Here is a 13,048-nt window from a genome sequence, read left to right on the forward strand (position 1 = left end):
TTACTCGGCCACTTCCCATCCGCCCTTGTTGACGCGCATCACGATGCTGCCGTGTTGTGGAACTCGACCTTCGCCGAACGTCATCTTACCGTTGCCCATCAGCACCGGAACATCCTTGGTTTCCGTCAGGCTTGCGCGCAGCGCTTCACGCGTGACGTCACCTTTGATGTTTTTGACGGCAGCGGCGATGATCGACATCATCGAGTGGCCGGTCGCCGCCCAATGATCCGGCGGAATGCCGTACTTCGCCTGATAGCGCTTGGCGAAGTCACGGGTAGCGTCCGAATAACCGGAAACGAAGATCGATGGGAACAGCGTTCCGTCTCCAGCCGCGCCCGCAGCGTTGATGTACTGCGTCGAGCCCAGGCCCGTATCACCCGACAGGATGGTTTTGGGATCCAGCCCGGCCTGCTTCGTTTGCAGGATGATGTTGGCGGCCTGCTCCGGTGGAGTGGTCACGAAAAGGCACTGGGGATCGGCATCGACGATCTTGGTCGCCAGCGCGGTGAAGTCGGTATCCGTCGCGAGGATCTTCTCGTCCGCCAGAATCTGGACACCCTTCTCCTTCAGCGTATCCCGGAAAACATCCTTCTGGATGATGTAGCCCGGATTGTCGAGGATCGACACCAGATAGCAGTTGGCCGGCTTCAGCTTGCCGCCGATGTATTCCGCCAGAGGGCGCATATAGGTGCTGGCGGTTTCCGTGGACTTGAAGATCCACTGGCCCAGCGGCAAGACCTCGCTGGTCATCGCCACGGTGAACATAGGCACGCCGAGCTGCACCGCAACGGGACCCGTTGCCATGCTCTCCGCCGAGGAGATCGGTCCGAGGATCAGGTCCACTTGATCCGTGTTGGTGCGCCGGGTCAGAAGGGAAATGGCCTCCTGACGATCGGAGCGATTGTCGTCATAGGTGACCGTAACCGTATGCGGCCCGTAGGCGCCCGCGGCCTTCAGTTCCTCATCGGCCATCTTGATACCGTTGACGAGCGGCACACCGACGAAGGCGTAGGTACCGGTGGTGGACAGGATCGCCGCGATCTTGACCTCATCGGCCTTTGCCGCACCTCCCAGCATCATACCTGCCAGGACAGTCGAACAGAGCAGTCTGCTTATCTTCATTATCGTCTCCTCCCAGTGTCTATTGGACGTCCGCCGTCAGGCATCGGCCATCACGCCGAGGTAATGCGACACCACAGCATCATCCTGGGCGAGTGCTCTACTGGCACCCGACTGCACGATACGGCCTTGATCGAGAATGTAGGCACGGTCGGACAGTTCGAGTGCGAGATGTGCATTCTGTTCAATGAGTAGAATCGTCATGCCCCGCGACTTCAGGGTGCGCAGGGCGGCGAAGACCTGGCTGATGATCACCGGCGCAAGGCCAAGGCTCGGCTCGTCCAGAAGCAGCACCTTGGGCATTCCCATCAGCGCACGCCCGATCGCCAGCATCTGCTGCTGACCTCCCGACAGAGATCCGGCAAACTGAGCCGACCGCTCCTTGAGGATCGGGAACAGGTCATAGACATCCTCGAGCTTCATCTCGGAGGGACGGCCGCGCAGGGCTGTGAGCCCCAACTGCAGGTTCTCGAGGACGGTGAGTTCGGGGAACACCTGCCGGCCTTCAGGGACCTGCAGCACGCCGAGCCCCGAAATGTCCCATGGCTTCATGGCCGTGAGCTCTACGCCGTCCAGAAGAATACTTCCCGATGCTGCAGGCACGATGCCGGAAACTGCGTTGACCAGCGTGGACTTGCCCGCTCCGTTCGGGCCGATCAATGCAATCACCTCACCGTCGTTGACCGTCAGAGACACGCCGCGCAGGGCCTGAATGCCACTGTAGCGAACCTGAAGGTCCCGTATATCAAGCATGTTCGCCTCCGATATAGGCGGTGATCACCGCAGGATCGCGCAGAACGTCCGCAGGCGGGCCCTCGGCAATCAGGCGTCCGCCATCCAGAACGTAGATCTGCTCGCAGAGCTTCGAGACGAAGCGGATGTTGTGCTCGATCAGGAGGATGCCCTTGCCGCTCCGGGCTAGACCAAGGAACAGGTCGGCCAGGACGTCGGATTCGACATTGTTCATTCCGGCGATCGGCTCATCGAGCAGAATGTAATCGGGCTCCGAGGCCAGCGCCCGCATCATCTCGACTTTGCGCTGATGGCCATAGGAAAGCGATCCTGCCGGATGCTCGGCAAGATCGCTCATCCCGAATTGAGTGAGCAGATCGTAGGCCCTCTTGCGGATCTCCGCGGTCTCGTTCCGCGAGGAGGGCAAGCCCAGCAGCGCGGCGAAGGTGGAGCACCGCTCGTGTCGGTGAAACCCGATGAGAATGTTCTCCAGAACCGAGTTTTCGTGCAGGATACGGATATTCTGAAAGGTTCGCGCCAGGCCTGTCCGGCAAATCTGGTCAGCCGGACTATGCGTGATGTCCCGGTCGCCCACGATGATGCGTCCGGCACTGACGGACAGCATGCCGGTGATCATGTTGACGATGGTCGTCTTGCCTGCGCCGTTGGGGCCGATCAACCCGGTGATCTTGCCTTTGGGCACCGTGATGTTCACGCCGCTGGAGGCGATCACGCCACCGAAGTTCTTGCTGACATCGATGAGTTGCAACGCCATGGCTCAGCTCCTCGTCGCAGCGACGGCGACCGTCTGACCGGACTTGCTGCCGAGGCGGCGAGCGCGGGCCCGCTCGATCAGCGTATCCGCGATTCCCCGTGGAAGGAAGTTGATGGTCAGGATCAGGAGGAGCCCATAGACCAGCATTCGCGCGTCGGCCAGCGGACGGACGAACTCCGGCAGCAGCACCAGCAGCGCAGTCCCGACAATCGGACCGATGATCGTGTTGCGACCGCCGAAGACGACGTACGACAGGATCGCGATCAGGAACGGGAATCCGAACTGCGAAGGCGCCAATGCATAGGAATGGAAAGCTTCCAATGCGCCATAGGTCCCTGCCAGAGCACCGGAGATGACGAAGGCCAGCGCCTGATGGCGCATGATCGAGACACCCAGTGAGGCCGCCACGGCCTCGTTCTGGCGGATTGCGTCGAAGGCCCGCCCCAGTCGGCTGCGCATGATCGTGATCATGACATACACGGTGATGCCCACGGCGATCAGCAGAGTGAACGTGCCGACCTCCTTGGGAATGCCGTTGAAGCCTTGAGCGCCGCCGGTGACCCTGTCGGCATAGACGTTCAGCGCCAGAACGATCTGGATGAAGGCGACCGTGGCGATGGCTTGATAGACACTGCGCAATCGGGCCAGCGGGATCGACAACAGCAGCGCCGTCAGCCCGCCGCTGGTCGCGGCAGCCAGGATCGCGAGAGGCGCCGGCCAGCCATAGGTGACGGCGAGAATTCCACCCGTGTACGCACCGATCGCAGCCAGACCGACCGTGGCCAGCGAGAAGACACCTGCCCTTAGCACCAACCACTGGCTGAAGGCCAACCCTAAATGCAGCAGGAACACATCGAGAAGCGGCTGATAGCCTAGAATGTAATTAGCCATCAGATTACCTCCGACCACGCAGGCTACCGGCCTCCTCGCGCCCCATCAGGCCGTTCGGCATGACGAGAAGGATGAGGAACATTGTGAAAAAGATGAAGGCATTGGTCAGCCCCGACGGCAGGTATGCGATAGCCAGCGTCTGGACCATGCCGAAGATCAGGCTGGCCAGCAGAGCGCCGGGAATGCTTCCCAACCCACCCAGAATGATGATGACGAAGCCGAACAGCAGGTAAGGCTCGCCCATCGTGAAGTTGATGTTGTTGAAGGCGAGACCCACCAACACGCCAGCGGCACCTGCCAGCGCGCCGGAGATGAAATAGGTCAGGTTATAGATGCGGTTCGGGTTGACGCCGACCAGCATGGCGGCCCTTTCATTGCCTGTGACCGCCCGGACGCGCCGTCCGAAGGAAGTGCGGTAGACGAACCATGCCATCAACATCACGATGATGATCGCAGTAGCCATCATGATCAGCTGCAGAGCCGACACCCGCAGTCCCCAGAAACGGAAGATGACGACAGGCACGGTATCGAACGGGAAGCGAAGCACCTGCGTCTGCGAGATCCATTGCCAGACGGTCATGATGATCAGGCTGGCGCCCATCGACGAAATAATGGCGCCGAATTCGGCCTCGCCTGTCTTCCGCAGACGCCGAAAGCAGATGATCTCGATGATCACTGAGAGGATTCCCGAGCCGATGACGGCTGCAAGGAAACCCAGTATCAGCGATCCGCCAGCTTTAACCGTGTAATATGCGAGAAACGCGCCGGTCATGAACACCGCGCCATGCGCCAGATTCAGGAGACGCTGGACGCCGAAGACAAGGTTGAAGCCTACGGCAAACAAGGCGTAGACCCCCCCGACAACTAAGCCGTTCAGCAATTGCTGGATCAGCATTCAATTTCCTCCCTCTCCGGATCTTTCCCGTCCGGATGATCTCTTAGACGGATTCTCCGTCGTAGGCTCTAAGTCCAATTGGCGAGAAATGGGTTGGTGTGAGGATGCGGCTTTCCTGACGAATAATCATCGGAAGAACCTCCGCCAGGAAGTTTCGCCATTCCGGCTCCGCCACCAGGCGGGCACGGCGCTCGGTTCGATCGGCCAGGCTGTCATAGGCCCATAGGTGAACAGTCTGGTTCTGCTCGCCGAACTCCGACGTGAAATACCCGAGCAACCGCCCAAGAATTCTGCACTGAAGCTCGCGGCCGCGTGAATCATAAGCTGCCATGAACAAGGGGACCTTGCCCGGATGGAATGTGTAAATGCGTTCCTCGACGATCATTGTCGTGCACGTCCCTCAAATCAGGCTGTCCAAAAAACTTCGATCATAATCCCTCAAACCCGCCACATCTCCGGACAGCACACAATGCGCGAGGTTGGGATTGGCCAACAATGCTCGGCCGAGCGCGATCATGTCGAACTCGCCCTGCTCTATTCCGTCGCTGACACGCTGAAGACTTTCAGGGATCAGCGTGCCGTGCAGCTTGCCGTCATGGGCCTTGAAGTCGGTATTCAGCATGACCGAACCGACTGCAATTACGGGCTTTCCGGTCAATCGCCGCACCCAAGCGGCTGGCGATAGTTCATATCCTGGAAAAGCCGGCTCCCAGAAGCGGCGGGTCGAGACATGGAAGCCATCGACACCGGCTCGAACCAGCGGTGTCAGCCAGTCCGCCAACTGCTCAGGGCTATCGGCAACCCGCGCAGAATAGTCGTGCTGCTTCCACTGTGAAAGCCGAAACATCACAGGGAAATCATCTCCTGCCATCGCCTTGCATGCAGTCGCGATCTCGACCGCGAAGCGGCTGCGCTGAGGGAGGTCGCCGCCGTAACCGTCCTGACGATGGTTGGTCTCGGCCCAGAAGAACTGGTCGGGCAGATAGCCGTGCGCGGCATGGATTTCGATTCCGTCGAAGCCGACATCACGGGCGGCCCGTGCTGCCCGCGCATAATCGTCGATGGTGCGCGCAATCTCCGATGCGGTCATTCCGCGGCCATAGGCTCGCCCGGGGGCTGCCAGCCCGGAAGGGCTCAGCCGCTCAAAGGCAAGGGTGTCCTCCATGCCGACCATCGAGGGCGTGAAGGCACCCACATGCCAGATCTGTGCGAAGATCTTCGCGCCGCCTTCATGAACCCGGCGCACCACCCGCCCCCAGCCGGCGAGCGCATCGGCGCCGTAGAGACGTGGCACGTTACGGCCGAACCGGCCCTCTTCATTGGGCGCCGCACCTTCCGTTACGATCAACGCCACGCCACCCTCGGCGCGGCGGGCATAATAGTCGGCCATCTCGTTCGTCGGCACGCCCTCCGGCGCCCGCTCGCGGGTCATCGGCGCCATGGCGATCCGGTTGCGCAGCGCCAGACCAGCCAACGTCAAGGGCTGAGCCAAGGCAGCAACGCTTCCAAACAGGGCATGGTTCATGTGCATATCAGAGCGGTTCCGTCTCACGTTGCCAGAAAGCCCCCATCGACGGGAATGTCAGCGCCGCTGACATAGGCCGCCGCATCCGAGGCGAGAAAGACGACGACTTTCGCCACATCGTCCCACTCGCCTGTGCGGCGAAGCGGGATACGCTCGATCAGCTTGTCGCGCGTGGCATGGCTGGCGCCCCGGCGATCACGCATCGGCGGCATGACACCGGGATGCACGCAGTTCACCCGAATGCCTTTCGGCCCCAGTTCGGCGGCTGCGCCGCGCGTGAAGGCGAGCACCGCCCCTTTCGTGGCGTGATAGGCCAGATGCACACCCGGGGTGCCGACCCGGGCGCAGATCGAGCCGATGGTGACGATGGAGCCGCCCGGTCCCATCAGCGGCACGATGGTTTGCACTCCCAGGAAAGTGCCGCGAAGGTTGATCGCGATCAGGCGCTCCATCAGATCGGAGGACAGCACGTCCGGCGCGGCCGAGCCATTGGCACCGGCGTTGCAGACCAAAATGTCGATTTTACCCTCAGTCGCCGAGAGATCTGCGCCCAGATCAGCCCATTCCTCCGCGCTCGACACATCGAGGTGACGGTAGCGGGCCGAGAGGCCGTCGGCCTTCAGGGCCGCGGCCACGCCTTGCCCTTCCTCATCCAGAATGTCGGCCAGGATCACATGTGCGCCAGACTGGGCCAGCAACTCGGCTTCGCGCCTGCCCATGCCCGAGGCGGCACCGGTCACCAGCGCCACTCTTCCCGTCAGGTCAACCGATGTTTTGCCAAGTCCGCCGCTCATGCACGCGCTCCAGCATCGGCCAGCGCGGATTCCGCAGCGATCTGCCCGAAGCAGAAGCCCTCCGACAGATTCGAGCCATCCGAGGGATAGAGCATGCCCGTGCCCTGCCCCAGCTCTCCCGCTGCGTAGAGGCCCGGAATCGGCTGGCCGCGAGTGTCGAGGATTTGAGCACGAGCGTTACGGCGCGGGCCACCGGTGGTATTCGACCCGCCTGGATAGAGCCGCACGCAGTAGAACGGGCCTTCGTCCACCGGCACCATTGTCTCTGCCGGTCGTCCGAAGGGATCCGGTGCGCCTGTCCGGCAGGCATCGTTATACGCTTCGACTGAGGCCTCCGCGGCTTTGGGATCCGCCACGCCGGCTGCCGCCGCGGCGTCCGCAATGGTGGCGCCCGAAGCGATCCAGCCTCTGGCAATCTCGGCTTTGTTGTCTTCACTCCAGCGGTAGATGCCCACGGCATGCACCCCCACCGACGGCAACGTCAGCATTCCGGCCTTCCGGCGCTTCTCGTCGAAGAACCAGTAGCAGGGGTTGCGCGGGGTCTCGCCTGTCTCCGGATTGTACGCCAAGAGGTGATAGTAAAAGCCGTGCAGCAGATTTGCCTGCGCGCTCTCGTCGGCGAACCGGCGGCCATAGCGATCGGTGATCACGTAGCCCGGCGGATTGAGGAACAGCATGACCGAAAGGTCCTTGCCGTCCTCCAACTCGAAGTTGCCGATGGCGCGGCCGATCATCTGGTTCATGTGCCAGAGATCAGCACCCACCTCCTGGGCCATACGCACACCGTCGCCGGTATTGCCTGGATTACCATAGAAATAGACCGGCCAGGCCCTCAGGTAATCGCGCTTCATCCGAGCGTTGTGCAGATAGCCGCCGCAGGTGAGGATGACGCCCTTGCGTGCCTCGATGCGACGGCCGTCCGTGGTTTCGACTCCAACGATGCGCCCCTCTTCATCGCGCAAGAGACGGTCAGCGGGCGAATTCCACAGCACCGGCACATCCGTCTTGGCATGGAAATTGGCGGCAAGCTTTTCCCACAGGAAGGGGCCGGCCTTTCCATTCAGGTCCAGGCGCGTCTTCGCACCACCAGGCTGAAAGACGCCGAAGGCATCCGAGCCTTCGAAGTCGGGATGTTCGGCGCCACCGACCCGGCGCAGGTCCAGCTCCGGAGCGATCTCATGGAGCCAATCGATGAGGCCCAAAGCGCGCTTCGCCCAGGCCTCGCTGACATCCCGGGGCACCATGCCGCCAGCGCAGTGATCGAGATAGCGGGTTGCCTTCTCCACATCGGTCGTGGCCATCATCATGCCGCCCGACATGCGGGTGCTGGGAGTATGAGCGTCAGGCGACTGCTTCTCCAGCACCAGCGTTTCAGCGCCGGCACGCCAGGCCGTGATGGCTGCCGAAAGCCCGGCACAGCCGAAACCGACGACGACAATATCGGCGCTTCGATCGAAGGCCATGCGACTTGACGAACTCATGCCGCCCGGCCCCCGTTAACGACGAATGGGAAGGTGTGGAAATGCTTGCGCGTGGTGCTCTCGTCGATGGTGGGCACCTCAGCCGGGTGGAAGTCGACTCCCTCCCGCAACAGAGCGTGGATCACCATGTAGAGAGTGCCGTACTCGGTTTCTTCCTCACCCGTCCCTTCGGCCGTGATCGGCATGCCGGCGGCGAGGATTCTGCCGACGCAAGCGTGCATGCCTGCGCCGAAGCTCATTCCATGCAGCTGCACGCGCCGCGGCAATTCACGATGGGGATTGAACTCGGCAGCGTCGGGGCCGAAGACGGAGGGGTCGCGGTTGGCGATTGCAATGTTGATATCGACCTGGTCGCTTTCCGCGACTTCGGTTTGATCGGGCAGATGCACCGGGCAAAGAGCCTTACGGCGCGCCACGGGACTTGCCGGATGCAGGCGCAACGATTCCCAGATGAACTTCTGCAGCAGCTCGGGACTGTTCAGAAGCTCGTTCCGGGTCTCGGGATGCTTCCGGCACCAGGTCAGGATTTCCCAAAGGGTGTTCTGCAATGCATTGGCGGTGGTGAAAGCCCCGGCCAGAATGAAGAAGGCGGTGTCGCGGACCAGCTGGTCCTCTTCCACGCGCCCATCGTAAGCCCGCAGCATGGAGGTCAGCATATCGCGGGGAAGCTCGACGGAAGGATCCTCGGCCTTGCGGGCGAGCAACTCGCGCCGGCGGGCCGCGGAATGGGCGTAGAACTCGACCTTGAAGATCTCGAGCGCCTCGCGGATCTCATTGAGAGCGTCCTCGCGGCTTCCGCTCAGCATCTGGCCTATGGTGGGGGCCTTGCCGAGCTTGCCGATGATCATCTGGATGCGGTCCGTCTGCTCTTCGGTCCTGTCGCGATCGAGACCGGCCACATCGGCGACGAGGTTAACCAGCACCCGATAGGCGAATTCGGTCATGTCACCGCCGCCCGCCTTGACCACCGGCGCGAGCGTTTCCTCAAGGGCCTTGGGGAACACGCGGTTCTGGTACTGGCGAAAGAACTCACGGGTGAAGAGGCTCTGGACGACCCGGCGCTTCTCCTTGTGTTCTTCCCCGTGAAGAGCCACGACCGCAGTGGTGAGGAAGATCGGATCAGCGTCGTAAAGCGCCTGCTTCAGGTCAGGAATGCGCAGGACGGGCTCTACCTGCGCGAACTCGTTCACGTGATGCTGCATGGATGCTATCCTCCCTTGCGCCCCTCCCGGGCATTGATTTTTTGTGTTTTCGTTTTCTTCAGAAGTTCGATATCCCCAGCGCCAGGCCCCCATCCACCACCAGGGATGATCCAGTCGTCCATTCGGCGCAGCTCATATGAGCGATGGCCTCCGCGAGCTCTTCCTCCGTGCCGATACGACCCAGAGCGTGCGAGGCTTCAAGAGCCCGCATCCTGACGGTTTGCTCCTCAGGGCTGACGATGCCGGCCCGGATGTTCAGTTCCGTCGAGACGGCGCCGGGGATCACGCAGTTCACGCGGATGCCCTTCGGGCCGAGTTCAGCAGCCAGCACCTTCGCAAGAACCTCGACAGCACCCTTTGTCGCGGCATAGGGCGAGGCTCCCGGATAGGACCTGCGGGTATGGACCGAACCGATGAAAATCACGGCACCGCGCCGCGCCTCGAGATGCGGAACCGACAGTGCGGTGAGGATCATTCCGGAGACCACGTTGCTGTCGAACACATCGAGAAGATCGCTGCGCTTCATCTCGGTGATCGGACCACGCAGCATGTTGCCGGCGTTGTTGATCAACGCATCCAGCCCGCCGCCATGCCGGACTGCGGCTTCGACGGCCCGGGCACAGTCGTTGTCATCCGTGATGTCGGCCACTTCGTAGCGGCAGTTCGACCCGATGCTCTCGGCAACCGCGCGAAGCTTCTCCTCGCGGCGGCCGCAGATCGTCACCTTCGCCCCATGCCGGGCGAAGTATCGAGCGGTACCCTCGCCGATGCCCGATCCGCCCCCGGTGATCAATACCGACATCTCGTTCATCGGTTTCATGACAAGCGTTCTCCGTTCTGCCGAGCGGCCCAAAGTGCCGCCTGTTGAATGAGCCGTGCCTGACCGGGCTCTGTCAGGGAGGCGAGGTCATGGCCGGTCGTCAGGGTCACAGCCCTGCCGGCAAACTCTCCATCCGCCCGCGCCCATGCCACGGGATGGATTGCGCCGGCCGCAGCAACGCCTTCGGCCAGGATGACCGAACCGGGATGCAGCGACAGATTGCGGTAATGTTCGTCGGAAACGGTGAACGGCGTGACGCCCCTGATTACCGGATGATCACCGACCGGGGTGACGCGCACCGGCTCCAGTCCAGGTGCATGGAAGCTCTCGCCCCAGACCCATCCTCCGCCAAGAATGTCGTGCCAGCCCGACCAATCGTCGAAACAGATGCATCCGGTGTGAAGCGAGATGACGCCGCCGCCGCCTGCCACATGATTGGTCAACGCAGCTTTCAGATCGTCCCCGGTTTCATAGGCCCATTCGGCGCGGAAGGGCTCATACTTGTCGTTTCCGAGCATTCTCCAGCGCAAGGCCTGGATCACCAGGAGGTCAGCGGGCTGGCTCAGCGCAGCAACCAGCTCGTCCGGCTGGCTGACGATCTCCACAGCCATGCCCGTGACGGCCAGAATTCCGGCCGTCGCTGCCGACATCCTGTCGAAATCGTGGTAGATCCCGCTGGTAAAGATGATTGCCCGCATGCCGGCTCAACTCCTGGGCAACGCACGCAGCAGGCTGTGACATACGCCGCCGTCCACCACCAGCTGATGCCCGTTCACATAGCGGGCCTTTTCGGAAGCGAGATACCAGACCGCTTCTGCAATATCCTCGACGGTGCCCAGGCCGCCATTCGGCACTGCCCCTCCCCGGGCGGCACGCACCTTGGGATCGGCATAGATCGGAGCCGACATGCCACCATCGATGAAGCCGGGCGCCACACAATTGACCCGGATGCCGAGCGGTCCCCATTCGATGGCCATATGTTCAGTGAGCTTGGCTACTGCCGCCTTGGCGGCAGGATAAGCGCCGGCGCCTGGACCGGGCGTGATGGCATTGATCGATGTGAGATTGATGATCGCACCGCCGCGATCCGCCATCGCCTTTGCCGCTACCCAGGCGCAGGTGAACGTGCCCAGAACGTGAACATCCAGCACTTTGCCGAACTGGGCCGGACTTTGCTCCAGCAGCGGGCCGAACGAGACGATTCCGGCATTATTCACCAGCACATCAGGTGCGGCGCCGAACTTGGCGAAAGCTGCCTCGACCGCCGCCTGATCGGTGACATCGGCCACCAGGGCGATGCCGTTCGACAGTTCTGCCGCTGCAGCCTCGGTCTTGACCGGATCCAGATCCAGCACGCCGACTCGGAAACCCTCGGCATCGAATTTTTGAGCGATGCCCTTCCCCAGGCCGACGGCGCCGCCGGTTACGATGACGGATCTCATAGCTTCGTCCCTGTCTCATGGTTCAGCAGAACCGGATAGGAGGAGAAATTCTTGCGGGATGTGTTCATATCCTGGACCGCTTCGCGTTCCGGATCGGGGCGCACGTCGCGAGCAAGAAGCGCCCGCACCAGTTGTGTGACGATGCCATATTGGTGAGTTGCCGGATCGGTCTCCGGCCCTGGCAGGACACCACCATCGAGATCCCGGCCAAGACACATGTGCATGCCGTAACCGAAGGTTAGCCCCCAGGACGGAACCCCGTGGGCTCGCGACCGATCGGGATCGAACTCGTCTGCGGTTTCACCGAAGAGATCACGCTGGCGGTTGGCGGCGGCGAAGTCCAGCACGACCCTGCCCTCGCCCGAGACCGGGCACGAGCCTTCGGGCCGACGCCAGGCGACGGGGCTGGCCGGATGCAGGCGGAAGCTTTCATGCACGCAGCGTTGAAGATAAAGCGGATCCTCGCGCAGTCTCTGCCGGTCAGAGAGATCAGGCCAGCGCTGGAAAATTTCGTGCATGGCATGGACCATGGAGTTCGCCGTCGAATGCGAACCTGCCTGAAGGAAGAAGGCCATCTCGCGCAGGATCACTTCGTCCGAGAGCCCCAGCTTCTCCCGGTCGCGCAGCAGCAGGGTCAGGATATCCCGCGGCAGCGCATCGCCACCCTCGGCCAATGCCTTCAGGCGCCGCTCGATCGAGGGAATGAGAAAACTCGTCCGCAGCTCTTCCAGTCCGGCGCGGACTTCCTTGCGCACTTCTTCCTTGTCGCGGGTCGAATGCACCAGGGTCGCGCCTTCCGAGAAGGTCTTGACCAATCGCAGCAGACGCTCGGTTTCCTCACCCGATTTCTCGGGCCGGTCGATCCCGGCGAAATCGGCCGTCAGGTTCATCGTCACCCGGTAGCCGAACTCCACGAGATCCATCCGGCCTTGCATGATGGATGTTTTGAGGACCTGCGCCAATGCTGGCGGAAAAACGTCGGCCTCGTAATAGGCGAAGTAGTCTTTGCGCAGGATCGAGAATTCGAGCACCCGGCGCTTATGATGCTCCGGCCCGTGCAACGTGAGCAGAACATTATCCATCACGACGCCGCCCTCATCATAGAGAGCCTGCCGCATTGAGCGATCCGCCAGGACGCGGGTGATTTCGTGATAGTCCGTAACGACGCGTTCGTTCATGAAACAGCCCTTCGGCGACGCGCAAGATCGTGCTGGTCAATATGGTGAAGACTTCGATCGCGGGAGACGGCGCCGGACGTATCGAAGACGGCATTCCGCGCCCGCTGCAGCGGGTGATGTTCGTCCATGGCTCCTCCCGTAGCTTGGAATTCGTCCAATCTTCGCCACTACGGGAGCATGGTCAATTTTAATAA

General features: G+C 61.9%; 14 protein-coding genes. All 14 read right to left on the bottom strand.

What is annotated here, in order from left to right:
• Entirely contained in the window at positions 1–1,080 is a 1,080-nt protein-coding gene (locus tag RE429_RS27515; RefSeq protein WP_414474892.1) for an ABC transporter substrate-binding protein, read from the bottom strand.
• Positions 1,081–1,158: 78 nt separating this feature from the next.
• Positions 1,159–1,872 carry an ABC transporter ATP-binding protein gene (locus tag RE429_RS27520; protein WP_414474893.1) on the bottom strand — a complete coding sequence of 238 codons (714 nt, stop codon included), beginning with the start codon at positions 1,870–1,872 and terminating at the stop codon, positions 1,159–1,161.
• Positions 1,865–2,626, bottom strand: a complete 762-nt coding sequence (locus tag RE429_RS27525) for an ABC transporter ATP-binding protein (RefSeq protein ID WP_414474894.1) — start codon at positions 2,624–2,626, stop codon at positions 1,865–1,867. The genes RE429_RS27520 and RE429_RS27525 overlap by 8 nt, the downstream gene beginning before the upstream one ends.
• A 3-nt stretch (positions 2,627–2,629) precedes the next feature.
• A complete protein-coding gene (locus RE429_RS27530; protein WP_414474895.1) occupies positions 2,630–3,517 on the bottom strand; it encodes a branched-chain amino acid ABC transporter permease in 888 nt (295 codons plus the stop codon).
• Between the two features lie 4 nt (positions 3,518–3,521).
• Positions 3,522–4,412: a branched-chain amino acid ABC transporter permease gene (locus RE429_RS27535; protein WP_414474896.1), complete on the bottom strand. Its 891-nt coding sequence runs from the start codon at positions 4,410–4,412 to the stop codon at positions 3,522–3,524.
• 43 nt (positions 4,413–4,455) lie between these two features.
• Positions 4,456–4,797 carry an NIPSNAP family protein gene (locus tag RE429_RS27540; RefSeq protein WP_414474897.1) on the bottom strand — a complete coding sequence of 114 codons (342 nt, stop codon included), beginning with the start codon at positions 4,795–4,797 and terminating at the stop codon, positions 4,456–4,458.
• 15 nt (positions 4,798–4,812) lie between these two features.
• A complete protein-coding gene (locus RE429_RS27545) occupies positions 4,813–5,937 on the bottom strand; it encodes a 12-oxophytodienoate reductase (RefSeq protein ID WP_414474898.1) in 1,125 nt (374 codons plus the stop codon).
• A 23-nt stretch (positions 5,938–5,960) separates the two neighbouring features.
• Positions 5,961–6,731, bottom strand: coding sequence for an SDR family NAD(P)-dependent oxidoreductase (locus RE429_RS27550; protein ID WP_414474899.1), 771 nt, complete (start codon positions 6,729–6,731; stop codon positions 5,961–5,963).
• Positions 6,728–8,194, bottom strand: coding sequence for an FAD-dependent oxidoreductase (locus RE429_RS27555; RefSeq protein ID WP_414474900.1), 1,467 nt, complete (start codon positions 8,192–8,194; stop codon positions 6,728–6,730). The genes RE429_RS27550 and RE429_RS27555 overlap by 4 nt, the downstream gene beginning before the upstream one ends.
• Positions 8,195–8,208: 14 nt before the next feature.
• A complete protein-coding gene (locus RE429_RS27560) occupies positions 8,209–9,414 on the bottom strand; it encodes a cytochrome P450 (protein WP_414474901.1) in 1,206 nt (401 codons plus the stop codon).
• Positions 9,415–9,472: 58 nt separating this feature from the next.
• Positions 9,473–10,234 (bottom strand): SDR family NAD(P)-dependent oxidoreductase, encoded by a 762-nt coding sequence (locus RE429_RS27565; protein ID WP_414474902.1) that lies wholly within the window; start codon positions 10,232–10,234, stop codon positions 9,473–9,475.
• A complete protein-coding gene (locus RE429_RS27570; protein ID WP_414474903.1) occupies positions 10,231–10,932 on the bottom strand; it encodes a ThuA domain-containing protein in 702 nt (233 codons plus the stop codon). The genes RE429_RS27565 and RE429_RS27570 overlap by 4 nt, the downstream gene beginning before the upstream one ends.
• Positions 10,933–10,938: 6 nt before the next feature.
• Entirely contained in the window at positions 10,939–11,676 is a 738-nt protein-coding gene (locus RE429_RS27575) for an SDR family NAD(P)-dependent oxidoreductase (RefSeq protein ID WP_414474904.1), read from the bottom strand.
• Positions 11,673–12,854 carry a cytochrome P450 gene (locus RE429_RS27580; protein ID WP_414474905.1) on the bottom strand — a complete coding sequence of 394 codons (1,182 nt, stop codon included), beginning with the start codon at positions 12,852–12,854 and terminating at the stop codon, positions 11,673–11,675. The genes RE429_RS27575 and RE429_RS27580 overlap by 4 nt, the downstream gene beginning before the upstream one ends.
• Positions 12,855–13,048: the final 194 nt, after the last annotated feature.

The organism is Microvirga sp. M2 (assembly GCF_047497095.1).
Taxonomy (GTDB): Bacteria; Pseudomonadota; Alphaproteobacteria; order Rhizobiales; family Beijerinckiaceae; genus Microvirga.

Bases quoted from the DNA above. Each gene is read 5' to 3' on its own strand.
- RE429_RS27525 (WP_414474894.1), bottom strand. From the start codon at position 2,626: ATGGCGTTGCAACTCATCGATGTCAGCAAGAACTTCGGTGGCGTGATC.
- RE429_RS27535 (WP_414474896.1), bottom strand. From the start codon at position 4,412: ATGCTGATCCAGCAATTGCTGAACGGCTTAGTTGTCGGGGGGGTCTAC.
- RE429_RS27540 (WP_414474897.1), bottom strand. From the start codon at position 4,797: ATGATCGTCGAGGAACGCATTTACACATTCCATCCGGGCAAGGTCCCC.
- RE429_RS27575 (WP_414474904.1), bottom strand. From the start codon at position 11,676: ATGAGATCCGTCATCGTAACCGGCGGCGCCGTCGGCCTGGGGAAGGGC.
- RE429_RS27545 (WP_414474898.1), bottom strand. From the start codon at position 5,937: ATGAACCATGCCCTGTTTGGAAGCGTTGCTGCCTTGGCTCAGCCCTTG.
- RE429_RS27565 (WP_414474902.1), bottom strand. From the start codon at position 10,234: ATGAAACCGATGAACGAGATGTCGGTATTGATCACCGGGGGCGGATCG.
- RE429_RS27555 (WP_414474900.1), bottom strand. From the start codon at position 8,194: ATGGCCTTCGATCGAAGCGCCGATATTGTCGTCGTCGGTTTCGGCTGT.
- RE429_RS27570 (WP_414474903.1), bottom strand. From the start codon at position 10,932: ATGCGGGCAATCATCTTTACCAGCGGGATCTACCACGATTTCGACAGG.
- RE429_RS27520 (WP_414474893.1), bottom strand. From the start codon at position 1,872: ATGCTTGATATACGGGACCTTCAGGTTCGCTACAGTGGCATTCAGGCC.
- RE429_RS27580 (WP_414474905.1), bottom strand. From the start codon at position 12,854: ATGAACGAACGCGTCGTTACGGACTATCACGAAATCACCCGCGTCCTG.
- RE429_RS27530 (WP_414474895.1), bottom strand. From the start codon at position 3,517: ATGGCTAATTACATTCTAGGCTATCAGCCGCTTCTCGATGTGTTCCTG.
- RE429_RS27515 (WP_414474892.1), bottom strand. From the start codon at position 1,080: ATGATGCTGGGAGGTGCGGCAAAGGCCGATGAGGTCAAGATCGCGGCG.
- RE429_RS27550 (WP_414474899.1), bottom strand. From the start codon at position 6,731: ATGAGCGGCGGACTTGGCAAAACATCGGTTGACCTGACGGGAAGAGTG.
- RE429_RS27560 (WP_414474901.1), bottom strand. From the start codon at position 9,414: ATGCAGCATCACGTGAACGAGTTCGCGCAGGTAGAGCCCGTCCTGCGC.